The sequence below is a fragment of the Marinobacter sp. MIT932201 genome (assembly GCF_047123295.1).
In the GTDB taxonomy this organism is placed as follows: Bacteria; Pseudomonadota; Gammaproteobacteria; order Pseudomonadales; family Oleiphilaceae; genus Marinobacter; species Marinobacter salsuginis.
Window position 1 is genome coordinate 1,293,588 of sequence record NZ_CP138917.1, and the last position, 22,354, is coordinate 1,315,941.

Here is a 22,354-nt window from a genome sequence, read left to right on the forward strand (position 1 = left end):
CCCTGTTTACACGTTTGAATTCAACGTGGCCGCAGACCGCAGGGCGTTGGTCAGACGGTCCATCACGCCGCCGCCATGGCGCCAGAAGTGCCAGTATAGCTGTACTTCCAGGGTTTGTTCAGGCGCAATGCTTACCAGCCGTCCCGCAGCAATTTCCGGGCGTGCCTGCATTTCCGGAATCATGCCGTAGCCCATGCCGGCCAGCGCAAGGTTCACAAAACCTTCCGAGGAAGGACAGAGGTGGTGGGGGAAGGTGCCGTGATAGCCGCACTGGGCCAGAAACCTGTGTTGCAGCTGGTCATTTGGCCCAAAAACGATGGCCGGGGCATTCTGCAGGCTGGCCTCACTGAGTCCGTTCCCGAAATATCGGTCAACATACTCCGGCGTTGCCAGGGGCATGTAGATCATGGTGCCAATTGGCACGCATCGCGCACCGGCAACTGGCTGGGGGCTGCTGCACAGGCAGGCCGCCACATCCCCCTCGCGCATTCGGCGAAGGCCTATGTCCTGATCCTCTACCACGAGATCCAGTAGCAGGGTTTCGTCCGCGCAGAAACTGCCTACGGCGGCCGCCCACCAGGTGGCCAGGCTGTCGGCATTCAGTGCAATGCGAAGTCTGGCGGTGGGTTCCGAGAGCGCCGGAATGGATTTGGTCAGGTCTCTTTCCAGCAGTTGCACCTGCTGAACGTGATTGAGCAGGCGCTGCCCGGCCGGTGTCGCTTTGAGTACCGGACTACGGACCAGAACCGGTTGCCCCAGCCGGATTTCAAGTGTCCGAATGCGTTGGGAAACGGCCGACTGGCTCAGCCCAAGCGCCAGACCGGCGCGCTCGAACCCCCCGCACTCAACGACCGTCGCCAGCGCTTCCAGCAGTTTGTAGTCAATCATAAGAAAAACTGATGCAGCATTATGAGTATGAATTTCCAGTATAGATGTAAACCGGTAACCTTGCGCCATTGATTGAGGAGAAACCAACGTGCTTGAGAGTTACCTGACCGGATTGATCGTGTGTGGCGGCATTATCGTGGCGATTGGCGCGCAGAACGCCTATTTGCTGAGTCAGGCCATTCGCCGGGAACACCACTGGTGGTCAGCCGGCTTGTGCATGGTGGCGGATGTCACGCTTTTCACGCTGGGTATGTTCGGCATCAGTGCTGCCCTGATGGCCATGCCGGAGGCCCTTGAGATTCTCCGCTGGCTGGGGGTGGCGTTCCTTGGCTGGCTTGCAATCCAGTCCTTTGTTCGCGCCAGCCGCGGCAGGGCAGCCCTGGAAGCGGGTGAGGTGACCAAGCGAAGCCTGAAGGCCGTCGTGTTCACGACCCTGGCGGTCACACTGCTCAACCCTCAGGTTTACCTGGATACGCTGCTTCTGATTCCGGCTGTCGGCGCCCAGCAGGAAGACGCGACTACCTTCGTGGCTGGTGCGAGTAGCGCCTCGATTCTCTGGTTCGGCCTGCTGGCCTGGGGTGGCTCGGCGCTGGCCCCGATTCTCGCGCGTCCGCTGGCCTGGCGCATTATTGACGGTGTCATCGGCGTTATGATGGCTGCTATCGCCCTGCACCTCACGTTCAGTGGTCTTTAATATCGGTGGTCTTTAATATTCAAACGGTCGTATGAATTTCTTGCATCAGCGCACGACACAGCGGAAGATAGCGTGCTACTGAGTTTGCAGTCATTTTTACCACCGAGGATATGTGATGAACTCCACCGTACGTCGCTGGCTTGCCAGTGCAGGGGCCATGCGCCGCATGCTGTCCACGTTTGCTCCCTATCTCGGAGCAGGCATTCGCGTTACCGAGATTGCCGATGACTTCAGCTCGGCAACGGTGGAGATGGGTCAGCACTGGTACAACACCAACTACGTCGGCACCCACTTCGGCGGCTCTCTCTACAGCATGGTTGATCCCATGTACATGCTGCTACTGATGCGTAGGCTGGGGAACGACTACATCGTGTGGGACAAATCCGCGAGCATCGATTTTATTCGCCCCGGTAAAGGCACGGTGATGGCCCGGTTTGAGCTGACCGATGAGCGTGTTGACGAGATCCGGGCCGCAACGGCAAACGGAGACAAAATGCTGCCCGAGTGGGACGTGGATATTGTTGATGAATCCGGTGAGCTGGTCGCGCGCGTGCACAAAGTACTCTATGTGCGTCGGAAAAATCGTTGAAGCTGGCTGGTCAGTCCGGCTCAGTCGAAGCGCCGCGCCTCGGTCAGGCGACCTTTCCAGTAATAACCGCTGATTGAAGACTGGATAACGCCGGCAGACGTGGAGGCGTGGACAAACCGGTCTCCGCCCATGTAGATGCCCGCGTGCTGCTCCTTGCCGCCAATCTGGAAGAACACCACGTCGCCCGGCTGAATCTCGCCAGGATGTACTACATCACCACTGGCCAGCATTTGGCCGGTTGTCCTGGGCAACTGTTTGCCGAGGCCTTCCTGATAGGCGGTAAGAATAAATCCGGAGCAATCGAAGCCTTCAGAAGAGGTGCCGCCGTATTCGTAGGGGGTTCCCCGGTAGCGCTCGAACACCTGCCAGAGCTTTTGTGCCTTGTCGGAACCGGATGCCTCAACAGGCAACGGCTGCACCGGCGCGGATGAGGACGGCTTGATATTTCCGCTGCTGGCGCAACCGCCAAGTACAAGCGCCATGACTGCCAGAGCGAAAAGATTTTGCAGGGAATTGCGCATACTCAATCCTGTATCGGTGTCCTCAGCCTACACTCTAAGCCTCGGGCCGCCTGATGTCAGGTTACGATTCGTGAGATTTTGTTGATCTCGTTATTGGTTTACCGGCTGATTCCGGAGGCCTGGAACCGGGATCACGAACCTCGGGACAATCAGGTTTCCCGGATCAGGTCCGGCCTGTCATGCCTCGGGTTATTGACCTCCTGGGACACGGGAACGGCTTTCAGATGTTCCGGGTCCAGGCGGTGGGTTGCTGCCCGTATCCGGGTGCGATCACTGATTTCCGGGTTCAGCCAGTCCCTCAGACAGCCGGGGTGGAGTACCACTGGTTGGCGATCATGAATGTGTTTCAGGCTCTCGCTGGCGGGCTCGGTAATAATGGCGCAGGCGGTGGTTTCGTCGCCCTCCCTCGGTGTCCAGAGACCGGCAAAGAAAATGGCCGGATTCTCCCCGGTGTCCGATGGCGTGATGTAGTAAGGCGTCTTGCCCTGTTCACTCTGCTGCCATTCGTACCAGCCATTGGCAGGAATCAGGCAGCGGTGGTGGGCAAAGGCGTCCCGGAAGTACTTCGAGGTAGCCGCTGTTTCTGCCCGGGCATTGATCGGGGCGGGGGCCTTTTCATCTGCCCAGGACGGGCGAAAGCCCCAATGGGAGTGCGCCATGATCAGGCTACCGTTCATGCTCATGCGGATCATGGGAATGCCAGTACCGGGCGGAATGTTGTAGCTGGGATTAAAGCGCCCGTCCACTTCCATACCTTCGGGAAAAAACTCGAGGATCAGCGTATCCGGAGGTGTATAAAACGTGAATCGTCCGCACATGGTGTCGGCTGCTTCCTGTCCCGGGTTTAATGGGGAGCGGTCCTCATGGGAGCCCGCTGGTTCGTATTTTGTTAACCTTAGCAGATGCTGAAACTATCCAACGCTGTTGAAATTGGCGACTGGGAGATCGAAATCACCCAGATCCGCGCCCAGGGTGCCGGTGGCCAGAACGTGAACAAAGTGGCCTCCGCCGTGCACCTGCGCTTTGATATCCCACACTCTTCCTTGCCGCCTTTCTATAAGGAGCGGCTGATGTCGATCAATGATCAGCGAATCAGCAAAGAGGGTGTGCTGATCATCAAGGCGCAATCTTTTCGGACCCTGGAACTGAACAAGGAAGATGCACTGGAGCGGCTGAAAGAGCTGATTCTTGAGGCGGTAAAGCCCCGCAAGGCCCGCCGACCCACCAAACCGACCCGCGCTGCCCAGCGCAAGCGGGTGGATCGTAAAACCCAGCGAGGCAAAACCAAGGCCCTGCGGGGCAAGGTGTCGGTCTAGCCTGTTCCCGACAGACTGTTCAAAGTCTGGCCGAAGCCTGGCTCAGGTCGCCAGATTCAACCTCTGCCAGAAAGGCCCGGATATCCTCGAAGGCCTCTTCGGCTTCCGGAAGCAGTGGCACGAATATCTGCCACACATGCACCATGCCTGGCCAGGTGTGGAGCGCGACCGGAGAGCCGGCAGCCTTTGCCCTGGCGGCATAGCGACGGGCATTGTCCAGTAACATCTCGGTGTCGCTGGCCTGTATCAGTGTTGGTGGCAGGTCCCTCAGGTCCCCGCGCAGTGGCGAGGCAACAGGGCTTGTCGGTGAGACCCGGAATGCCGCCAAGGTGGCCCACCAGATCACTGGCAGGGGGATTTTCGACAAGCCGCCGAACACAGGCCCGAGCAGGGGATCGGTACCAATGTTGTTGCGGTTGCTCGGCGCCGTCAGGGTCAGATCGGTGGAAGGCGAAAAAGCGATTGCGGCGTCGGCCTGTCGCAGGCCATTGTCACGAATCCACGCAATGAGCCCCAAGGTATGACTGCCGCCGGCCGAATCCCCGGCGATCAACATAAAGTCTGAAGGCTCGTCACCGTCCGGCCCGTGCTTCAGCAGCCAGGAGTAGGCATCCCGGCAATCCCGGACACCGTCCATGAAACGGTTCTCAGGCATCAACCGATAATCCACGGCAAAAACAGCGGCACCAGTGATCGCCGACAGCCTGTCCGTAATCGCCCGATGGCTTCTGGGGCTGCCGGCAGCCCAGGCACCCCCGTGGATGTACAGAACTCGCCGCCGCGTATCGCAACCCGGGGCCAGGACCCACTCTCCCCTGGGCGATGCGTTGAAACGAAACTCGGAAGCCAGCTCCAGCCCTTCACTCAGGCCATCCATGTGTTTGCGGAGCGCCATCAGTCTTGCCTTGCCCCGAAGCCCCCTGTAGGACTCGCCCATCTCCCGGATGCGCCCCAGTACCTCGCGATTTGCCGGGCTTGGTTTGCCCTCCCGAACCGGAGGATTGTCTCCATCCAGATGCGACAGATCCTCAAGCCGGAACAGCAGAAACGTTGCGGCAACAATGAATACGATGACGGCAAGAATAATCCAGAGCATGGTCGATCCGTACGTTATTGGCCCCTCGTTGCGGGGCGAACTATCCTTTAGATAATACTCGCAGATTTGTCCCGGTTCTGCCCGGAACGGTCACAGAAGGAGTCGCGTGTTGCAAATTGCCTATCGAGCCAAAGACATAACCGAAGCCCACATCGTGGCAGGTCTGTTGGAAGCCAACGGTATTGAGGCTTATGTGGGCGGCCACTATCTCCAGGGGGCAATGGGCGAGATCGGTGCCGCAGGTTTCAGTAATGTCCATGTCGGTGACGAGGATCTCTACCGGGCACGACAACTGGTGTCAGAGTATGAGCAGACTTCCGGTGGCAGTGTCAGCCGCGCGGTTAGCGACGATGAGGATCGCCCCGCCCACTACGCTCGCTGGTTCCTGTTCGCCCTCGCCATCCTCACCCTGATCCTGCTGCAGATCTACTGACTGATCGATCTGGTGTCAGCGGGCGTAGCCCTATCCACATATTACAAGCAACAGGAGACGAAACTTATGGCAGACCAACCTGTAATGCTGATCACCGGCGCGTCGTCGGGTATTGGTGCAGAGACAGCGCGAGCAGCGGCGAAAGAAGGTTATCGTCTGGTGCTGGCGGCCCGTTCCGAAGACAAGCTCAAAGGCCTGCAAGAGGAACTGGGTGGCGAGGACACGGTGTTGACGGTGCAGTGTGACGTCCAGAGCGGTGATGATCAGAAGAACATGGTCGACCAGGCTCTGAAAGCCTTTGGCCGTATTGATGCGGTGTTCGCCAATGCCGGCCGGGGCGGTGAGCCGGGCGGATTCAGTGGCGCTGATCCTGAGGTCTGGAAGGACATGATCCTCACCAATATCTACGGTGTCGGGCTCACGCTTCAGCACTGCATGCCAGCACTCAGGGAGAGCAAGGGCCACTTGCTGCTTACCGGCTCTGCGGCAGGCCGAACCACCATCCCCGGTTCCATGTACAGTGCGACCAAATGGGCGGTTTCCGCCATTGGATATGGTGTTCGTGAGGAGCTTCGTGGCTCCGGTATCCGCGTTACCCTGATTGAGCCAGGCATGGTAGACACGCCTTTCTTCGATGAACGTCCTGGCCACGCACTGAAGCCGGAAGACATTGCCAATGCGGTCATGTATGCCGTGGCGCAACCGGCACATGTGGATGTCAACGAAATTCTTGTCCGGCCCACGCCGAAGGTTGAGTAAGTCGGCGGATCAGCCAAAAAGGAGGTTGTTTTGAGCCAAACAGATCGCGTCGCATTGGTAACGGGCGGCGCTCGGGGCATCGGCCGGGGCATCGTGCTTCACCTGGCCGGTGCCGGTTGGAAAGTGGCGTTCTGTGATACCGACAAGGCCGTGGGTGAGCGATTGGCCGCCAGTGCCGAGCACCAACTGCGCTTTCTGCCAGGCGATGTGGCCTCGGAAACCGATGTGGAGCGTATCTTTGCCGAGACTCTCCGCTGGGGCGGCCGCCTGGACGCCGTTATCAACAACGCCGGAATCGCCAATCCGGAGACCGGACCGGTGGAGGAGCTGAGCCTTGAACAGTGGCAGCGTCGGCTGGATGTGAACCTGACCGGGCCGTTCCTGGTCACCAAACACTCGGTACCGCACCTTCGAAAAACGAAAGGCGCTATCGTAAACATGGCCTCGACAAGGGCGCTTCAATCCGAGCCAGACACCGAGGCGTACGCTGCCACCAAGGGAGGCATTGTGGCGCTGACCCATGCCCTAGCCGTGAGCCTGGGGCCGGATGTCCGGGTTAACTGTATCAGTCCGGGCTGGATCGATACCCGGGCCTGGCAGGGGGACTCAGAAGAGGTTGAACCGCTCTCCGAAACCGATCACTTGCAACATCCGGCGGGCAGAGTAGGGCAGCCCGGTGATATCGCCTCATTGGCGGCTTACCTGATATCGCCCGAAGCTTCGTTTATCACCGGTCAGAACTTCGTGGCAGATGGCGGCATGGTACGCAAGATGATCTACGAGGAATAAGGAATTGCCACGGATCTTCTTCGGCCTGGAGCTCCCCTCCGAAATCAAGGATCGGTTGCTGAACGTCAGGGTCTCGGTGCCGGGCGCCAAATGGCAGAGTGCCGAACAATTGCATATCACACTGCTGTTCCTGGGTGGGGTGGAAGAGAGCCGTCTGGAAGCCGTGGTTGATTCTGCCCGTGCAATTCGACCAACCCCTTTCGAGCTGGAAGTCTCAGGCCTGGGCTGTTTCGGCCAGTCGCGGAGGCCGCGGAACCTGTGGGCCGGCGTTCAGCCGGAAGCGCCGGTGGCCGACATCCACGAGGCGCTTGGGCAGCGAATGGAGAAGCTCGGGTTTGAGGCGGAGCGCCGGTCCTTTCTTCCGCATATTACCCTGGCCAGATTCAAGCGACAGCCGGGCTCTGTTGAGCGCCTGCTGGCTGAACAGGGTGCATCCGTGTTCGGGCAATTTGCGGTAACCGAGTTCGCCCTGTTCGATAGCAAACCGGGCCCGGCAGGGTCTGAGTATCGTGTCATCGAACGCTTCCCGCTGAGTGGGCCCGGGTAACGGATTTAGCTTGACGAAAAGCCGTTGCTCCACCAAAGATGAGGGCAAATCAACGCCTTTGCTGAGGTGTCTATGTGTCCCCCGTTTTCCGATCCTGATCAGCGCCTGTATGTCCGCAATGCCACGCTGGCGGATATTCCCGGCATCATCCAGCTCAGCCGTCGGGTTTATGAAGGCACAGGCATGTACGGCTACACCAAGGGGCCGCTGACCGGGCAGATCAATACCTTTCCTGACGGGCAGTTTGTCGCCATGCTTGGGGATACTGTAGTCGGCTACTGTGCCACGTTCCGGATCGCCGAGGAGATCGCCCTGGCCGCTCACGACTGGACGTCCATAACCGGCAATGGCTATGCCTCAAGGCATGATCCGGAAGGCGACTGGCTCTACGGAATGGAAGTCTGTGTTGATCCGGAATGCCGTGGCTACCGCATCGGTGAGCGGCTCTACAACGAGCGCAAGCAGTTATGCCAGACGCTGGGGTTGCAGGGTGTGGTCTTCGCCGGGAGATTGCCGAGTCTGCGCCAGCGCCTCAAGAAATTCACCAGTGTCGAAGAATACGTCGAAGCGATCCGGAGCAAGGAACAGAAGGATCCGGTGCTGTCCTTCCAGCTTCATCAGGGGTTCGAGGTACACGGTATCATTCCGCATTATCTCGACGCCGATCACGACTCCATGGGCTATGGCATTCACCTGGTCTGGCGCAATCCGAAAGTACCCCAATCCGAGAAAAACGGGCGCAGGAAACGGTACGGTCAGCGCATGCGCGATACCGTGCGAATCGGCACGGTTCAGTATCAGCAACGCCCGGTAGCGTCGTTCGATGAATTCAGTGAGATTGTCCGGTATTTCGTGGACGTTGTTTCCACCTACAAAGGCGACTTTGTCGTGTTTCCGGAGCTGTTCACCCTGCAGCTTCTGTCCATTGAGGCCCGCAAGGGCAGCCCCGCCGAGACCTTTGCCGCGGTCACCCATTACGCCGAGCGCTACCGCGAACTGATGCGGGATCTGGCGTTGCGCTACAACATCAATATTGTGGCCGGCTCCACCCCGGTCCGTGAGGAAGACGGCACCATCCGGAACATGGCGTACGTGTTTCTCAGGGATGGCCAGGTGTTCAGCCAGCCCAAGATCCATCCGACGCCCAACGAGGCCTTTTGGTGGAACGTGCAGGGCGGTAACCGGGTCAGCGCCATCGAGACCGACTGTGGCACCATTGGCGTGCTGATTTGCTATGACGCGGAGTTTCCGGAGTTGACCCGGCATCTGGTGGATCAGGGCGTGCATATTATCTTTGTGCCCTTCTGTACCGACGAACGGCAAAGCTATTTGCGGGTGCGCTACTGCTGTCAGGCCAGGGCCGTTGAAAACCAGGTTTACGTGGTGTTGTCCGGCAACGTGGGCAACCTGCCGAACGTGCCGAACATGGAAATCCAGTACGGCCAGAGTTGCATCCTGACACCCTGCGACTTTCCGTTTGCCCGGGATGGCATTGCTGCTGACACCGAACCCAACGTGGAAACCGTCGCTTTTGCCGATCTGCGCCCGGAAGTGCTGATCACCGCCCGCAACAGTGGTACCGTGAAAAACCTTCAGGACCGCCGGCACGATCTTTACAGCGTGACCTGGCGCGGTGAGTGAACCGGATCGACAGGAGTGTCGTTTTGCCCGATAAAGGGTCCGTACAGTCTAGACGCATCGGACGTCGGCTTTTCTGGATCGGTGGCCCGGCACTGCTCGCCTGGCCCCTGGCAGTCGCAGGCTGGTCTTTTGCCATTGATCAGGGCTCGATAGGCATGGCGTTGCCGGATATCCGGTCTGGTGGTTGGGAAGTCACCGGAAGCCAGGCGGATATCAGACCCTCTGTCACGGCCGATAGTGATTCTGCGATTATCGAATTTGCTCCTTCCTCGCTGATTATCACGGAATATCTCGCCTATACAGGGGCGGAGCAGCCGTTGAAGTTCAACACTCTGCGCACAGACCTCAGCAATTCCACCGTTACCTTGGACTATGGCGCGTCAGGGTCCTGGGCAGACCGCATTGCGATTGATGGCGATATCGCCGTTTCTGCCACCCGTGTTGAGCATCCGATCCTGTTGCCGCAGGCATGGAACTTCGAGGGAAGGGCAGAAGGTCGCCTTTCCGAACTCCGCGTCCAGGGAACCTTGGTTTCTGACTCTGGTTTCACCGCCGATCTCGACGTTCAGCTTGACCCCGATGGCGGCGTTTCGGTTGCTATCGAGTCTGTTATCGACGGTAAACAGGGCGTTCGGGCCCTGGCAGACACCCTGTCTGGCTGGCCGGATCTTCTGACCGTCGATTCCGGCAATGCCCGCCTTTGGATGGCAGTTTCCACCGGCAGGGGCGGTGAGCTTGAAGCCAGTGGGATCGCGGATTTGCAGGATGTCGGGGGTGTGTATAACCGCACGGCCGTGACCGGTCTCTCCGGCCGGGTGCGGGTATCTCTGGAGAATTCGCAGGTGGCGGCCAGTTTCAGGGACCTGGCCGTTGGTGAGATCAATGCCGGCATCCCCGTCAGCTCGGTTCGGTTCTCGGCGGACTACAACGCCCCGATGACGGAACTGCTGGCCGGAACTCTGGAGGTTCAGCAGGCCAGAGCCCGGTTCCTTGAAGGCACGGTCAGAGTTCCTCCTGCGGTGTACGAGTTGGCAGGTGGCTCTGGCCGTATCCCCGTTGAGGTTGAGGATATCTCCCTGAGCCGTCTGATGGCGGTGTATCCAGCGGAGGGGTTGTCCGGAAGCGGGCAGCTTCGTGGAAGAATCCCTCTGGGTATCAGTGGCGACGGGGTGCAGGTGAGTGCAGGAACAGTGTCAGCCATCGACCCGGGTGGCCGTTTGCAGCTGCCGGCGGACAAGCTTCAGGCAATGCTGGGTGGCAACCAGGCCATGGATGTTGTGGTTCAGGCGTTGCAAAACTTTCACTATTCAGTGCTTAACAGCACGATAGACTACGATGAACAGGGTAAGTTGACGCTGGGCCTACGACTTGAAGGTAAAAACTCAGAGCTCAGGGGCGGGCAGCCAGTCGTGCTCAATGTCAATCTTGAGGAAGACATTCCGGCGCTTCTGACCAGTCTTCAGTTGAGTGGCCGGGTGAATGAAGCCGTTACCAGACGTGTCCGGGAGTTGCTGCAGGAATCCGGTGAGGAGACAGCACCATGAGAAAGCCCTTGCGGCCCGAAAGGCCGCCATTTGCGAGAATAATGATGATAGCGATGCTGCCAATGGCCATGGCGGCCTGCACACCCACAGTGCAGATGGCAGCACCCAAAGAGCCGATTACGGTCAACCTGAACGTGAAAATCCAGCACGAAATCTACGTGAAAGTGGATAAGGAAGTGGATGACCTGTTCAGCGAACAGGGTCTGTTCTGACTGTACGCGGAAAGTTTGAGGGGTTAACGATGAAACGATTGATGCAGATGTTTGCGCTGGTTCTGGCGTTCGGTATCAGCGCCTCCGTGCTTGCCATGGGGCTGGACGAAGCCAAGCAGAAACTGGAATCGGTCAAGCAACAGGGGCTGGTTGGAGAAACGCCAACGGGTTATCTGGAGGTGGTGCGCGCCGAAGGGCAGGCCAGCGAAGTGGTGGAAGCCATCAATAGCGCCCGCCGGGATGAGTACAAGCGGATCGCCGAGAAACACAACATTCCCGTCACCCAGGTGGAGACGGTTGCAGGCAAGAAGGCGATCGAGAAGACTCCGTCCGGCCAGTACGTGCAAATGGGCGGCAAGTGGGTGAAAAAGTAGCCCGACGCGGCCAGATGCAAGCCTCGCTTACCGTTTAACGCTCTTCTGCCTTGGTTTGCCGCCTTTGGGCCGTTTACCGGAGGTGGGTCTTTTGCCAGGCGTGGGTTTTCCTTTCGGGCCTGGTCGCCGAGCGCCGCCGGGCTTGCCCGGTGCTGATGAAGATCCAGGCTTTCGATTGGTCTGTGGTTTGGTCTTCGCCCCGGGCTTCTTTTTTGCAGGCTTGCCAGAGTTGGGCGGCGCCTCTGACGACGAATCCCGTATGGCATCGAACAGCCCGGCCAGTTCTTTCTCGGTCAGGTCCCGCCATTGGCCCACCGCGAGCCCTTTCAGACTGACGTTCATGATCCGGATACGTTCGAGTTTGGTAACCTCGTAACCAAAATACTCACACATCCGGCGAATCTGGCGGTTAAGGCCCTGAACCAGGATGATCCGGAAGACAAATCGTGACTCCCGCGACACCTTGCACTTTTTCGTCATGGTTCCGAGGATCGGCACACCATTGGCCATACCCTCCACGAATTCCCGGGTGACGGGCTTGTCGACGGTAACCAGGTATTCCTTTTCGTGGTTGTTGCCCGCCCGCAGGATCTTGTTGACCAGGTCGCCGTTGCTGGTCATGAAGATCAGGCCCTGGGAGTCCTTGTCCAGGCGTCCGATCGGGAAGATGCGTTCGCTGTGACCCACAAAGCGCTGGATATTGTGTTTCTCCGCGCTGTCCGTGGTACTGACAATCCCTACCGGTTTGTTCAGTGCAATGAACACGAGATCTTCTTCAGCCCGTGGCTCGATCACCTGGCCGTTCACCTTGACCGTGTCACCCGGAAGCACCTGGTCGCCGACGGTCGCCCGTTTGCCGTTGATGTAAACATTGCCTTGCTCGATGTATCGGTCAGCCTCCCGGCGGGAGCACATACCGCTTTCGCTGATGTATTTGTTGAGCCGGGTGGAATTGCCAGAGGTCATCGGGAGTCCGGTTGCCAGTGAGAATGTCGGGCATCATATCAGTCTGGAACACCGGTCGCAGCAGGGCTGGTTCTTTCTAACCGTCTCTGCCATTCTTGGCGGCGCCCTCAACCAATCAAACAAAAAAGACCATCATGGAAAAGACACGCATCACTATTGTTGCCGTTACCTGTATTGCCCTGTTCTTCCTGACCAACTACCTGTTCCGGTATCTGATCGGATTTACCGGGTTGTTGGCTTCATTGGTCATTGCGGCCCTGATTGCCGTCTACATGAGCTTCTCGGTGGCCCGGACCCTCGAGCGTTTGCCAATGCCGGAGGAGCGCTCACGGGCGCTATGGATTTATGGCGGTTTTCTCGGAGCCCTGTTCGTCGCTTTCGGCGCCTGGATGTTCCTGGATGCCGGGATGGATGCGGTCACCCTTGCCACCCTGTTTGTTCACTATTTGCCCTATCCGGCTCTCGCGCATGCGCTGCTATCGGATAAGGCCGTCGGGATGTTCCTGAAGAAGGATCGTCCTGGGGGATAAGGTGTTACAATATAACGTTTCGATTCTTCAAGGAGTGCCTCCGACGCCATGGCTCAACCTATTCCCACCAGTCTGATACTTGGTTTTCTCGGTGTCGGTAAAACCACCGCCATTCTGGATTTGCTGAAAAACAAACCGGAAAACGAGGTCTGGGCCGTTCTGGTCAACGAATTCGGCGAGGTGGGCATTGATGGCGCCATGCTGCAAACCGAGGGCGCCTTCATCAAGGAAATACCCGGTGGCTGCATGTGCTGCGTGGCCGGCCTGCCGATGCAGATCGGGCTCAACCAGCTGATCCACAAGGCCAAGCCGGATCGGCTGCTGATTGAGCCCACCGGGTTAGGGCACCCCTCCCAGATTCTGGATACCCTGACCAGCGAACACTACCAGGATGTGCTGTCGATGGGGCCGGTGATCTGCCTTGTGAACCCTCGCAGGCTCGAGGAGCCGAAAGTGCTGGGCAATGTCCAGTTCCGGGATCAGGTGGCTGCGGCAGATATTCTTGTCGCCAACAAGACTGATCTTTGCACTCCCGAACAACTGGCCCATTTCGATAACTGGGCGGCTCAGCTGGAGCCGGCCAAGCGGGCGATTCACCACACACGGTTCGGACAGCTTGCGCCGGGATGGCTGGACGGCCAGTCCGATGCCCTGCCAGTGACCAATCCGGACGCTCACCATCACCACCATCACAAGAACTCAGCGCCGGCCCCCGCTATTGATGACGAACCCTGGCAGCAGATGACCAATCAGGGGCAGGGGCACTTCAGTGTTGGCTGGCGGATTCATCCGGAACTGATCCTGGACGAGAACGCATTGCTGGTGATGGCCATGGACTCGGCGTTTGTGCGCTTCAAGGCGGTCGTTCACACAGTCGATGGCTGGCGGGCTATCAATGTTGTGGATGGTGCTCTGACCGTTATTCAGGGTGAACCGCAGGCCTATAGCCGGGCGGAAATAATCGCGTCTGATCAGATTGATGCCCGGGAACTTGATGCCCGCATGCGGGCGGCCGCAGGTCTGGATCCGAGGTGAACGAGTGAGCCTTTGTCCGGTATGTGAGCAGGGCAGTCTCTTGAAGTTCCGGGTGGTAAATACCCAGCGTTACCTTCGATGCGATGTCTGCCAGGCCACGGTGATGGATGCGTCCTGCCGGCTATCGCCCGAGCAGGAACGGGACATCTATCAGCTCCATGACAATGACCCGTCTGATGCGGGTTACCGGAAATTTCTCTCAAAACTGACGGAACCTCTTCTTGAGCGACTGCCACCGGGCGCCAGCGGCCTCGATTTCGGCTGTGGTCCAGGCCCGGCTCTGGCGCAGATGCTTGAGGCGGAAGGTATGGACGTCAGTCTCTACGATCCCTACTTTTATTCATCGACGTCCGTCCTTGATCAAACCTACGATTTCATCACCTGCACCGAGGTGGTCGAACATCTCTATGCGCCGGCTGCCGTATTCAGGGATCTGGACCGGATGCTCAGGCCTGGTGGCTGGCTGGGCGTGATGACCTGCTTCCAGACCGACGATGACCGGTTCGACAACTGGCACTATCGCCGCGACCCGACCCATGTGGTTTTCTACCGGGAATTCACCTTCAAGCTGCTGGCCAACCGGTTTGGTTGGCATCTGGAGATACCGAGAAAGGATGTGGCGCTGTTCCGGAAGCCAGCCTAGGGCCTTTTTTGCGAGCACTCCGGTAGTGCAGGACAGTGTTCTGCGGATTTGGCATCGTCATGGCTCAGCAATTCCGACTGACCAAAACGATCCGGTGCCAGAGACGCAGCACACCGCGCAGCCTGCTTTGCTGTCCCCGAACAGCCGCTTTCCTGCAATGCGAAAGCAAGGTTGTTCCAGCCCTCGGCGAACTCCGGAAAACGTGTTGCCGCGCGCAGGAAATGGCCCCTTGCCTCATCCCGGCGGCCCAGTTTCCAGGCCAGGTTGCCTCTGGCCATGGTGGCCGTCGGTTGGTCTGGCCAGGTGATTTCGGCCGTCTCATAGGCGATGCCAGCGGCGGTGGTTCGCCCGGTTGTTTCAAGGTCATGGGCGGATTGCAGAAAACGAAGTGGTTTTGCGGTCGCAGGCACCCGGTCCGGCGGCAGAATGGTCACGGCCCAGTTGTCCGCCCGCCCCCAGGTGTTGCTGAAAACCTCCAGATCTATGGCCTCCCGCTTGCGGGTATCGGTATGGAGGATCAGGTCTCGCTCCTCCGAGTCGTAGCCCATGACAACTGCAAAGTGCCATTGGGGCCACCAGTCGAATCTCAGATTCTGCATCACCAGCACCGGGTTGCCCGAGTCGATTTCGACCAGCAGGCTCTCGAGCTCTCCATCCAGCGGGTAAACCAGCATGCCGTGCGCCCGCGCGGCGGCCACCATCTCGACCTGAAGGGACCCTTCGCGACCGGGGATGTAGACGAGTTCTTTAAGGATGTCGGGGTCGGTGTGAAGTCCCTGGCTATTGAGCATCATTGCCAGGGACGCCGGCCCGCACTGATACTTCTCCTGCGGGTAGAAAGGCACATCGTCCAGAGTAACCCGATCGGGCCTTGAGAGCTGGTCGTCTTTAGGTGACGGCCATTCTGGCGTGCTCGCACAGCCAGCCAGCAGGCTGACCGTCAAAAACACGGTCAGCCCGCCGGAAATGGCTTTCAGTCTGGAGAACAGGACTGTCACTGCCCGCTGCTAGCGGATGCAGTTCACGAACGGGAAGATGTTCGTGGCGCAGAGCATATCGGTGATGATGAACACCAGCAGGAACAGCACAATAATGCCGACAACATCCTGCCCTGCAGGTGCTTCGGCAAGCTGACGCTCGAAATCCGCCAGTTCCGCGGGCGTGAGGTTCTGGATGCGTTCCTTGACCTGGTCCTGGCTGACCCCGAGGTCTGCCAGCTTGGCCTGAACGTCCTGTCTGTCGAGCATGCTGATAAGCTCTTGCCGATCCAGTTGAACCTGTTGTTGGCCGATCATCTCGCCGGTTCCAACCATGCCGGCAGTAGCGGTAGCCGACCAGACAGAGCCCAGCGCCATCATCATCGCCATGAAAAAGGAAACGTACCTCAGGTGTTTGCGAATGCCTGACATGATTCACTCCTGTTATTGGCTACTTCCGCTGTAGCTGATGTGTTGGGTCATGTTGCACTACTTTCACGATAGATCAGTCTGTTGCGTTCCCTCAACCTACAAAATGTTCATGATCCCCGGACTTCAAGCTTGCGCTCCGGCCAATGGAGGATCGCTGAGCGAGTAACCATCCTGGTGGCCAGCTCAGGAAAAGCCTGGCGGATAACCTCGGCCCCGAAGTCTGCCAGGAATGCCGATTTCAGTTCCGCCCGGGCTTTCTGCGTGCCCGGCTCCTGATAGGGCGCAGAGCAAAGCAGCAGGAAACCATCGTCGGGAATCCGGCCGCTGTCCATATTGCTTTTGATAATCCCTGCCGCCTGGCGGATGGGGTGAGATAGATCCGGACTGTAGGGACCAATGATCAGGGCCACGTTCGGCGCGTGCAGGAAATCGAATCCCCGGCCGAGGCAGATTACCCATTCCCGGTGCTCGATGTTCAGCTCCCGGTCAAACTGGCGGATCTCGTTGACGTGTCGGATATTGCCCTCAACCAGGGGCAGCAGATCGCGTTGCACCGGTTCCGGCATATCCGGACAAAGGGAGGCGATTTCGGAGGCCATGTCGTCAAGTCTCGACACAGGAATGGTGGACAGATCCAGCGTTCGCTCCTGGCTACCGTGCAGAACCAGCGCATCCTCGTCACTCTCGAAACCACATACCAGGGGATAGACCGTGCGGTGGCCGTTCCCGAACAGTTTTTCCACCTGGCTGCGGATCTGGAACGCATGGCGCATGGCGGCCTCACGGTCGCAGTCAAAGCCGGCGCAGCCCCGTTCCCGTAAACCTTTTGAGTAGTGATAGGTAATGATGATCAGCACCCGGCGCCCCTGACTGACTGCCTGCTGTACCGTGTCCGCAAGCATGTCGCCCAGATAGGGCCAGCCCAGCTCAAAGATGCCGCCGAGATTCCTGAAGGGGTGTATGACCCCAAGGGGCGTCTGGGTCACGTAGGGCAGGTGAATGCGACCGTCCATGCACTTCATGGCAATGATCTGGGTGTTGTGCTCCGCCAGGTAACGCTGCCTGGCCAGATGGTTTTCCGGACTGCAGAAGCTGGCCGAGTGGGCCCGGCTCAGTTCCATCAGCCAGTCGATCCGTTCTGAAATGGGGCGTGCATGTACCGGTGTTGTCATGGCTGTGTCCTGTGATGTTCAGAAGGTCGACAGGCCGGTGGCCTCCATTATCCGGTAGCGCCAGTAGCGAAGCCTGGATTCATCGGCCCAGTCCTCGTAGGGCAGGCTCATTACCGGATCGTCCCCGGACCCTTGTTGCCATTGTTGGTCGAAAAAGTCTCTGGCCCGGGTGGCAACCTGCGACTGGTCGGCCACCGACACCCAGACATCGGCTTCGAGATTCAGGTCGTCAAGATTGCGCCGGGTAAAATTCGCCGATCCCAGCAACAGCTCTGTTGCGCCGTTTTGTTTGCCCAGCAACAGAAGCTTACTGTGACATTGCTCGCCCAGGGTATTACACCAACGGACGGGAACGCCTGCCCGAACCAGTTCCATGGCTACCTGTCGATTGGGAATGCCACTCTTCTGGTGGCCGAAGGCCTCGTTGTTGGCATCAAGCAAGACCCGCAGCGCCACGTTCCGTTTTGCCGCATCTATCAGGGCTTCGACGATATCGCGGTGGGAAAGATAGAACATGGCCATATCCAGTTGGTCGCCTGCTGAGGCCTTTCGAATCATCGCCAGGGCCTCATCCAGGATGGCTGATTCGGTCAGCACTGCCACCCGGGGCATTGCAGGTTCATCGGGTGGCGCAGTCGCTTCGGAAACCTGACTGATTTGCTCATCGATCGGTTGGGTGTTGGCGCCGGACATGGCGAGCACGGCACGCTCGCTTTTCAGCAGATCAATCACCGCCGGGCCCTTGAAACTCAGCCCCAGGTTGCTGTGCCGGCTGCTGCCGTCGTGGGGGTTGGCCGAGGTAACAATGGCTCTGAGGGAACCGGCCTCATCCGCAACTACAACCTTGCGATGGTTGGCCTTGAAGTTCAGCAGCGCGAGGTAGCTTCGAAGGGTAACGGGCCTGGTGCCCAGGGCGTTGTCCAGCCAGCCGTCCCGTGGGTTGTTTCCGAACCACTGGCAACACAGGCGCCAGATCGCAGACCAGGTCGGGTTGCTGTCTCTGAGTGGACGAAGCGCGGTCTCCACAACTGGAATGCCACCATTACGCAGGGCCTCGAACCAGGGTGAGATAGTGCCGCCGTACATGGTGTTCAGAGGATCGGAGATCACCGTAATGGAGAGCTCCGGTTTCTCAGCTTTCCTGGCCAGCAGTGCCTCGGTCAGTTGTTGTGCCAGAGGGCGGTGGGCGACATTCTCCGGTGCGGTGCTGTTAAATAGAAACATGTCGACGAGAATGAACTCGTTGGCCTGTCCCACAAGCCGGAACACCTCGTCGAAGATTTCATGGTCGCGCTCTTCCCGGCCGTCCTGATAGTGACGGGTGACGTCTGTCAGCAGCACGGGTTCTTCCAACGGCACCGCGGTTCCACGGTAGCTGATGCCCGGTGGCAGTGGCTTTTGAGTGTGGTACAGGCCGATGCCGGCCAGGGTGAGCAACAGCAGGAGAATCAGTAACTTCAGTGTCATGTGTGTATTTCCATCATCCCTGAGGTAAACGACGGCATAACTATACGTGACCTCTCTCTCAGGTAAACAAACACTTACAAAAAACACCCCGGCCGTTGTATCGAAGTTCCGCCACGCTTCCTAAACTAGTCAGATCAACCATTTATAACAAAGTTGCCTGTGAACGCCATACTCTCTTTCATACCGCGCCTGTTCAGTTTGCGGGCCGTTATTCTCGTTCTGGCTGTTGTGTTTGCCCTGATGGGGGACCAGCTTGCTCTCGTTGGCTGGGCCGACCGCGCACTGTTCAGCATTCTCGGCGTGCCAGACGGCTCTGACCCGTCCACGATTGTCCCGCAGGAGGCATTCGGGCCGGCCATGGCTGATCGGGGCCTTTCGGAACCACTCTGGTCCGACATGGCAGTGACCGCAGGGCTGGCAATTGCGGCCCTGTATCTGGTGCTTGCTATCCCGGTGATGGGCGCAGCCGTTTCCCTGCCTGTCACGCTTTTGCTTGGCGGCTCGCTCGTGGTGATCCAGGCCGCGTTGATGTTCTACCACAACGCCTGGGTTCCGTTTGGCGTTGTGCTCACTTTGCTGGTGGTTGGTTATGTGGTGATGCTGTTCTGGCTGCAGCCACGGAAACACATCCGTGCACTGACAGACAATGTGCGCGATGCGCGGCTGAAGCTGGCCAAGGTGTTTCTGCAGCAAGGCCATACAGACGAGGCCCTTGAAGCGCTGGATCGCTGCCCCGACTGTGAGAGCGAGATCGAGCTGCGCTACGATGTCGCCATCCAGCAAGAGCGCAAACGCCAGTACGACAAGGCGGTCAGCACCTACCGCAGTATTCAGGAACGAAAAAAAGGTTTTCGGGACACCGCCGCGAGGCTGTCGGCACTGGAGAAGCTCGCACCGGATAACTCGTTGGTGCAGGGAGGGAGTTTCGACAACACCCGCACCCTGTTGATGCCGGAACCGTCAGTGAGTCGCCCGACCCTGGGGCGCTATGAAATCGAGCGGGAGATTGGTCGTGGTGCCATGGGTGTGGTCTATCTGGGCAAGGATCCGAAGATTGCCCGAACCGTTGCTATCAAGACCCTCAGCTACCAGGCGTTTGATGATGGCCAGCTGCAGGATCTCAAGGAGCGATTCTTCCGGGAAGCGGAAGCCGCTGGCCGCCTGAGCCACCCGGCTATCGTTACCGTGTATGACGTGGGAGAGGAGGCCGACCTCGCCTACATCGCCATGGACTATGCGAAAGGGCGGCCGCTCAGTGAATTCGGCAGATCCGGCCGGTTACTGCCCCTGCCCAGGGTGCTGGATATCGTTGCCCGAGTGGCAGACGCATTGGCCTACGCCCACAGCCAGAAAATCGTCCACCGCGACATCAAGCCCGGAAATATTATCTTCAATCCCGACTCTGGCGATATCAAGATCACCGATTTCGGCATTGCCAAGATTTCCGATGACTCCCGAACGCGAACCGGGGCGGTCATGGGCAGCCCGCTGTATATGTCGCCGGAACAGTTGAAGGGCCAGAAGGTCACCGGAGCCTCTGATATCTATAGTCTGGGCGTGACCCTTTACAAGCTGGTGAGCGGCGAAACGCCCTATCAGGGCGACACCCTGGCCAACCTGACCTACCAGATTCTCAACAAGCGCCCGCGCAGCGTCCGCGAGTTCAACCCGGACCTGCCAAACGGCGTGGTCCGTCTGATCAACAAGGCCATCCAGCGTGAGCCGGACAAGCGCTTCGCCAGCGCAGCAACCATGGCAGAGGCTGTGCGTCGTCTGGCCGTTCGCGAAGCTGGCCAGGAGGTGTCCTGATGCGCTATCACGTTGCTGGTCAAAGTCACCGGGGAGCCGTGCGGGAGTCGAACCAGGACGTTGTCGACTGGCGGATCAATGATGCCGGTGATCAGGCGTTACTGGTGGTTGCCGACGGCATGGGTGGGCATCAGGGTGGTGAGGTCGCCAGCCGTCTGGCAGTTGATGCCGTTATCGAATCCCTGGAACCGGCCATTGCTGGTGGCGCGTTCGACGGCACCGATGGTGCCATCCGGGAACATCTGGAGCGGGCCTTCTCGCTGGCCAATGAGCGGATAGTGAACCGCCGTTCCGGGGACCCGAAACTTGAAAAGATGGGCACCACACTGGTGGTGGCCTGGGTGATTGAGGATCAGGCGCACATTGCCCATGTTGGAGATTCCCGGTGTTACAGCCTGCGTAGCAGCCAGGCGGTGTGTCTGACGCGGGACGATACCGTGGTCCAGAATATGCTGGAAGACGGCAGCATTACCGCGGCGGATGTGCCCAATGTGCCGTTCAGGAATGTTCTGACCCGGGCAGTGGGAACAGTGGAGCAGGCGGTTCCGAGTTATCGGCGTGAAACCCTCGAAAAGGGGGATGTGCTCCTGCTGTGTTCCGATGGGTTAACCGATTCGGTCCCGGAATACCGGTGGCTTGAGATCCAAAAGGAAAGTGGCGGCATGGAGCGCACGGTTCAGGCACTGATTGATGCCGGCCTGGCAAACGAGGCTGGCGACAATCTGTCTGTGGTATTACTGACGTTGGAGTATTGAGGAAACTGACATGGCTTCGCTTTCGCAACTGGTGGATAACGTGGTTGTTACCACCTTTGAACTCGGGCAACCGGAAACCCGCATCGGTCGGCGTCCGGATAACGATATCCAGATCGATGAGATTTCCGTGAGCGGTCAGCACGCCCTGATAGAAGCGGTGCCCAACGCCTATCTTGAAGGAACGGTGGATTACTACATCACCGACAGCAACAGCACCAATGGCACCTTCGTGAACGAGCTACGGGTTGCTGACCGGCAGCGCCTCAACAGCAACGACATGGTGCGCATTGGCTGGAACGAGTTTCGCTTTATCGACGAAGAAGAGCAGGCGCTGGAAAAAACCGCTTACATCCTCGACTGACAGAAACCGATGGTGCCCGTTTTAATGGATCCGGTCCTGAACAAACCGGCTAAAACGGGCCAGTAGCGAGGACGCGTCTGGCGCTGGCTTTACGCCGGCGATCAGGGCCTCCGCATCCAGCCCCTCCCGGATCAGATCCGGCGCCTGTACTTTCAGGTAGGCACTCATAATGGCGTCCGTGAACTCCGGATGGAACTGCACGCCCCAGGCGCAGGGGCCAATTCTGAAGGCCTGGTGCGGCTCGAACCGGTTACGCCCCAGCAGCACCGCGCCTTCAGGCAGGCGCAGTACGGATTGCCGATGCGTCAGTTGTGCCGGGAATGTCTTTGGGAGGTCGCGGAACAGGACATCGGAGGCGGCTTCTGGGAGAAGTTCAATCTCGTGGGTGCCGGTTTCCCGGCCATTCGGATGGTAACCCGCTTCACCTCCCAGCGCGTGGGCCAGTAACTGGTGGCCGTAGCAGACACCCAGTACCGGAACTTCACTTTTCACAGCCTTTGCGAGCCAGCGTCCCGCATTCTCGCTCCATTCGGCCCGGTCGCTGACCATGGCAGGCGAGCCTGTCACCACAATGCCGTCCCAGTCCTCCGGGTTGCCCGGCAGTTCGCCGGCTTCGGCGTTGGCTACAGTGATCTCCAGCTCCTCTGAAAGCCCCCGCAGGAACCATTCGTCAAAATCGCCAAACTCTGCCCGAAGGTCCGGGTAGGTGGTTCCTGTTTTCAGGACCACCACTCGCGCTTTGCGGATTGCGGGAGCGTTCTTCTGCATGGTGTTATCTTCCTGCATGGCCGGAGGCCGGGCTGT

At 58.9% G+C, this 22,354-nt stretch carries 27 protein-coding genes; 17 read left to right on the plus strand and 10 right to left on the minus strand.

Translation table 11 applies throughout. The annotated features are described in order from the left end of the window. Positions 1-6 precede the first annotated feature (6 nt). Entirely contained in the window at positions 7-888 is an 882-nt protein-coding gene (locus SIC15_RS05885) for a LysR family transcriptional regulator ArgP (protein ID WP_069184197.1), read from the minus strand. Between the two features lie 88 nt (positions 889-976). Between SIC15_RS05885 and SIC15_RS05890 the strand changes: the two genes are divergently transcribed. Both SIC15_RS05890 and SIC15_RS05895 read left to right on the plus strand, forming a co-directional pair. Then, positions 977-1,582, plus strand: a complete 606-nt coding sequence (locus tag SIC15_RS05890) for a LysE/ArgO family amino acid transporter (protein ID WP_069184198.1) — start codon at positions 977-979, stop codon at positions 1,580-1,582. A gap of 115 nt (positions 1,583-1,697) precedes the next feature. Next, positions 1,698-2,171, plus strand: coding sequence for a DUF4442 domain-containing protein (locus tag SIC15_RS05895; protein WP_069184199.1), 474 nt, complete (start codon positions 1,698-1,700; stop codon positions 2,169-2,171). A gap of 20 nt (positions 2,172-2,191) precedes the next feature. Here the strand turns inward: SIC15_RS05895 and SIC15_RS05900 are convergent, their stop codons facing one another. Continuing rightward, positions 2,192-2,692 (minus strand): C40 family peptidase, encoded by a 501-nt coding sequence (locus SIC15_RS05900; protein WP_069184200.1) that lies wholly within the window; start codon positions 2,690-2,692, stop codon positions 2,192-2,194. A gap of 149 nt (positions 2,693-2,841) precedes the next feature. Continuing rightward, on the minus strand, positions 2,842-3,510 hold the full coding sequence (locus SIC15_RS05905; protein WP_069184201.1) for an SOS response-associated peptidase: 669 nt from the start codon (positions 3,508-3,510) through the stop codon (positions 2,842-2,844). A gap of 84 nt (positions 3,511-3,594) precedes the next feature. On the opposite strand from SIC15_RS05905, the gene arfB reads away from it, so the two are divergent. After that, on the plus strand, positions 3,595-4,008 hold the full coding sequence (arfB, locus tag SIC15_RS05910) for an alternative ribosome rescue aminoacyl-tRNA hydrolase ArfB (RefSeq protein ID WP_412537261.1): 414 nt from the start codon (positions 3,595-3,597) through the stop codon (positions 4,006-4,008). Between the two features lie 19 nt (positions 4,009-4,027). Here arfB and SIC15_RS05915 read toward each other — a convergent pair whose 3' ends face one another. Continuing rightward, positions 4,028-5,104: an alpha/beta hydrolase gene (locus SIC15_RS05915; RefSeq protein WP_069184203.1), complete on the minus strand. Its 1,077-nt coding sequence runs from the start codon at positions 5,102-5,104 to the stop codon at positions 4,028-4,030. 106 nt (positions 5,105-5,210) lie between these two features. Between SIC15_RS05915 and SIC15_RS05920 the strand changes: the two genes are divergently transcribed. The 8 genes from SIC15_RS05920 (at position 5,211) to SIC15_RS05955 (ending at position 11,403) form a co-directional block, all read left to right on the plus strand. Beyond that, a complete protein-coding gene (locus SIC15_RS05920) occupies positions 5,211-5,537 on the plus strand; it encodes a DUF2007 domain-containing protein (protein WP_227514560.1) in 327 nt (108 codons plus the stop codon). A gap of 66 nt (positions 5,538-5,603) precedes the next feature. Continuing rightward, complete coding sequence (locus SIC15_RS05925) at positions 5,604-6,296, plus strand: SDR family oxidoreductase (protein WP_069184205.1); 693 nt, start codon at positions 5,604-5,606, stop codon at positions 6,294-6,296. A 30-nt stretch (positions 6,297-6,326) separates the two neighbouring features. Then, the gene (locus SIC15_RS05930) at positions 6,327-7,085 is read left to right on the plus strand and encodes an SDR family oxidoreductase (RefSeq protein ID WP_069184206.1); all 759 of its coding nucleotides are present in this window, start codon (positions 6,327-6,329) and stop codon (positions 7,083-7,085) included. A 4-nt stretch (positions 7,086-7,089) separates the two neighbouring features. Then, complete coding sequence (thpR, locus tag SIC15_RS05935; RefSeq protein WP_069184207.1) at positions 7,090-7,632, plus strand: RNA 2',3'-cyclic phosphodiesterase; 543 nt, start codon at positions 7,090-7,092, stop codon at positions 7,630-7,632. 72 nt (positions 7,633-7,704) lie between these two features. Then, positions 7,705-9,273, plus strand: a complete 1,569-nt coding sequence (locus SIC15_RS05940; RefSeq protein WP_069184208.1) for a bifunctional GNAT family N-acetyltransferase/carbon-nitrogen hydrolase family protein — start codon at positions 7,705-7,707, stop codon at positions 9,271-9,273. A gap of 23 nt (positions 9,274-9,296) precedes the next feature. After that, positions 9,297-10,817: a YdbH domain-containing protein gene (locus SIC15_RS05945; protein ID WP_227514561.1), complete on the plus strand. Its 1,521-nt coding sequence runs from the start codon at positions 9,297-9,299 to the stop codon at positions 10,815-10,817. A gap of 41 nt (positions 10,818-10,858) precedes the next feature. Further along, positions 10,859-11,029, plus strand: coding sequence for a YnbE family lipoprotein (locus SIC15_RS05950; RefSeq protein ID WP_227514567.1), 171 nt, complete (start codon positions 10,859-10,861; stop codon positions 11,027-11,029). Positions 11,030-11,058: 29 nt separating this feature from the next. Then, positions 11,059-11,403: a YdbL family protein gene (locus tag SIC15_RS05955; protein WP_069184210.1), complete on the plus strand. Its 345-nt coding sequence runs from the start codon at positions 11,059-11,061 to the stop codon at positions 11,401-11,403. A gap of 27 nt (positions 11,404-11,430) precedes the next feature. Here SIC15_RS05955 and rluF read toward each other — a convergent pair whose 3' ends face one another. Continuing rightward, positions 11,431-12,369 (minus strand): 23S rRNA pseudouridine(2604) synthase RluF, encoded by a 939-nt coding sequence (rluF, locus tag SIC15_RS05960; RefSeq protein WP_069184211.1) that lies wholly within the window; start codon positions 12,367-12,369, stop codon positions 11,431-11,433. Positions 12,370-12,503: 134 nt separating this feature from the next. Between rluF and SIC15_RS05965 the strand changes: the two genes are divergently transcribed. The 3 genes from SIC15_RS05965 to SIC15_RS05975 all read left to right on the plus strand — a co-directional run bounded on the left by SIC15_RS05965 (position 12,504) and on the right by SIC15_RS05975 (position 14,577). Next, positions 12,504-12,899, plus strand: a complete 396-nt coding sequence (locus SIC15_RS05965) for a hypothetical protein (RefSeq protein ID WP_069184212.1) — start codon at positions 12,504-12,506, stop codon at positions 12,897-12,899. A gap of 48 nt (positions 12,900-12,947) precedes the next feature. Then, complete coding sequence (locus tag SIC15_RS05970) at positions 12,948-13,934, plus strand: CobW family GTP-binding protein (protein WP_069184213.1); 987 nt, start codon at positions 12,948-12,950, stop codon at positions 13,932-13,934. Positions 13,935-14,037: 103 nt separating this feature from the next. After that, positions 14,038-14,577 (plus strand): class I SAM-dependent methyltransferase, encoded by a 540-nt coding sequence (locus tag SIC15_RS05975; RefSeq protein WP_370686086.1) that lies wholly within the window; start codon positions 14,038-14,040, stop codon positions 14,575-14,577. Here SIC15_RS05975 and SIC15_RS05980 read toward each other — a convergent pair. The 4 genes from SIC15_RS05980 to SIC15_RS05995 form a co-directional block, all read right to left on the minus strand. Beyond that, positions 14,574-15,575 (minus strand): PA2778 family cysteine peptidase, encoded by a 1,002-nt coding sequence (locus SIC15_RS05980; protein WP_083231838.1) that lies wholly within the window; start codon positions 15,573-15,575, stop codon positions 14,574-14,576. The two genes, SIC15_RS05975 and SIC15_RS05980, sit on opposite strands and share 4 nt — an antisense overlap. A 9-nt stretch (positions 15,576-15,584) precedes the next feature. Further along, on the minus strand, positions 15,585-15,986 hold the full coding sequence (locus tag SIC15_RS05985; RefSeq protein WP_069184215.1) for a PA2779 family protein: 402 nt from the start codon (positions 15,984-15,986) through the stop codon (positions 15,585-15,587). 107 nt (positions 15,987-16,093) lie between these two features. After that, entirely contained in the window at positions 16,094-17,158 is a 1,065-nt protein-coding gene (locus SIC15_RS05990) for a carboxysome shell carbonic anhydrase domain-containg protein (RefSeq protein WP_069184216.1), read from the minus strand. Between the two features lie 18 nt (positions 17,159-17,176). Beyond that, entirely contained in the window at positions 17,177-18,625 is a 1,449-nt protein-coding gene (locus SIC15_RS05995) for a phospholipase D family protein (RefSeq protein WP_069184217.1), read from the minus strand. 159 nt (positions 18,626-18,784) lie between these two features. On the opposite strand from SIC15_RS05995, the gene SIC15_RS06000 reads away from it, so the two are divergent. The 3 genes from SIC15_RS06000 to SIC15_RS06010 are packed head-to-tail and all read left to right on the plus strand — an operon-like array spanning position 18,785 to position 21,550. After that, positions 18,785-20,434 carry a serine/threonine-protein kinase gene (locus tag SIC15_RS06000; RefSeq protein WP_069184218.1) on the plus strand — a complete coding sequence of 550 codons (1,650 nt, stop codon included), beginning with the start codon at positions 18,785-18,787 and terminating at the stop codon, positions 20,432-20,434. After that, positions 20,434-21,189, plus strand: a complete 756-nt coding sequence (locus SIC15_RS06005) for a protein phosphatase 2C domain-containing protein (RefSeq protein WP_069184219.1) — start codon at positions 20,434-20,436, stop codon at positions 21,187-21,189. The genes SIC15_RS06000 and SIC15_RS06005 overlap by 1 nt, the downstream gene beginning before the upstream one ends. Positions 21,190-21,199: 10 nt before the next feature. Then, positions 21,200-21,550, plus strand: coding sequence for an FHA domain-containing protein (locus tag SIC15_RS06010; protein WP_069184220.1), 351 nt, complete (start codon positions 21,200-21,202; stop codon positions 21,548-21,550). A gap of 21 nt (positions 21,551-21,571) precedes the next feature. On the opposite strand, the gene SIC15_RS06015 is transcribed toward SIC15_RS06010, so the two are convergent. Further along, a complete protein-coding gene (locus tag SIC15_RS06015; RefSeq protein ID WP_083231839.1) occupies positions 21,572-22,318 on the minus strand; it encodes a glutamine amidotransferase in 747 nt (248 codons plus the stop codon). Positions 22,319-22,354: the final 36 nt, after the last annotated feature.

Bases quoted from the DNA above. Each gene is read 5' to 3' on its own strand.
- SIC15_RS05940 (WP_069184208.1), top strand. From the start codon at position 7,705: ATGTGTCCCCCGTTTTCCGATCCTGATCAGCGCCTGTATGTCCGCAAT.
- rluF (WP_069184211.1), bottom strand. From the start codon at position 12,369: ATGACCTCTGGCAATTCCACCCGGCTCAACAAATACATCAGCGAAAGC.
- SIC15_RS05900 (WP_069184200.1), bottom strand. From the start codon at position 2,692: ATGCGCAATTCCCTGCAAAATCTTTTCGCTCTGGCAGTCATGGCGCTT.
- SIC15_RS05965 (WP_069184212.1), top strand. From the start codon at position 12,504: ATGGAAAAGACACGCATCACTATTGTTGCCGTTACCTGTATTGCCCTG.
- arfB (WP_412537261.1), top strand. From the start codon at position 3,595: ATGCTGAAACTATCCAACGCTGTTGAAATTGGCGACTGGGAGATCGAA.
- SIC15_RS05955 (WP_069184210.1), top strand. From the start codon at position 11,059: ATGAAACGATTGATGCAGATGTTTGCGCTGGTTCTGGCGTTCGGTATC.
- SIC15_RS05915 (WP_069184203.1), bottom strand. From the start codon at position 5,104: ATGCTCTGGATTATTCTTGCCGTCATCGTATTCATTGTTGCCGCAACG.
- SIC15_RS05970 (WP_069184213.1), top strand. From the start codon at position 12,948: ATGGCTCAACCTATTCCCACCAGTCTGATACTTGGTTTTCTCGGTGTC.
- SIC15_RS05995 (WP_069184217.1), bottom strand. From the start codon at position 18,625: ATGACACTGAAGTTACTGATTCTCCTGCTGTTGCTCACCCTGGCCGGC.
- SIC15_RS05950 (WP_227514567.1), top strand. From the start codon at position 10,859: ATGATGATAGCGATGCTGCCAATGGCCATGGCGGCCTGCACACCCACA.
- SIC15_RS05975 (WP_370686086.1), top strand. From the start codon at position 14,038: ATGGATGCGTCCTGCCGGCTATCGCCCGAGCAGGAACGGGACATCTAT.
- SIC15_RS06015 (WP_083231839.1), bottom strand. From the start codon at position 22,318: ATGCAGAAGAACGCTCCCGCAATCCGCAAAGCGCGAGTGGTGGTCCTG.
- SIC15_RS05885 (WP_069184197.1), bottom strand. From the start codon at position 888: ATGATTGACTACAAACTGCTGGAAGCGCTGGCGACGGTCGTTGAGTGC.
- SIC15_RS05895 (WP_069184199.1), top strand. From the start codon at position 1,698: ATGAACTCCACCGTACGTCGCTGGCTTGCCAGTGCAGGGGCCATGCGC.
- SIC15_RS05985 (WP_069184215.1), bottom strand. From the start codon at position 15,986: ATGTCAGGCATTCGCAAACACCTGAGGTACGTTTCCTTTTTCATGGCG.
- SIC15_RS06010 (WP_069184220.1), top strand. From the start codon at position 21,200: ATGGCTTCGCTTTCGCAACTGGTGGATAACGTGGTTGTTACCACCTTT.
- SIC15_RS05990 (WP_069184216.1), bottom strand. From the start codon at position 17,158: ATGACAACACCGGTACATGCACGCCCCATTTCAGAACGGATCGACTGG.
- SIC15_RS05905 (WP_069184201.1), bottom strand. From the start codon at position 3,510: ATGTGCGGACGATTCACGTTTTATACACCTCCGGATACGCTGATCCTC.
- SIC15_RS06005 (WP_069184219.1), top strand. From the start codon at position 20,434: ATGCGCTATCACGTTGCTGGTCAAAGTCACCGGGGAGCCGTGCGGGAG.
- SIC15_RS05925 (WP_069184205.1), top strand. From the start codon at position 5,604: ATGGCAGACCAACCTGTAATGCTGATCACCGGCGCGTCGTCGGGTATT.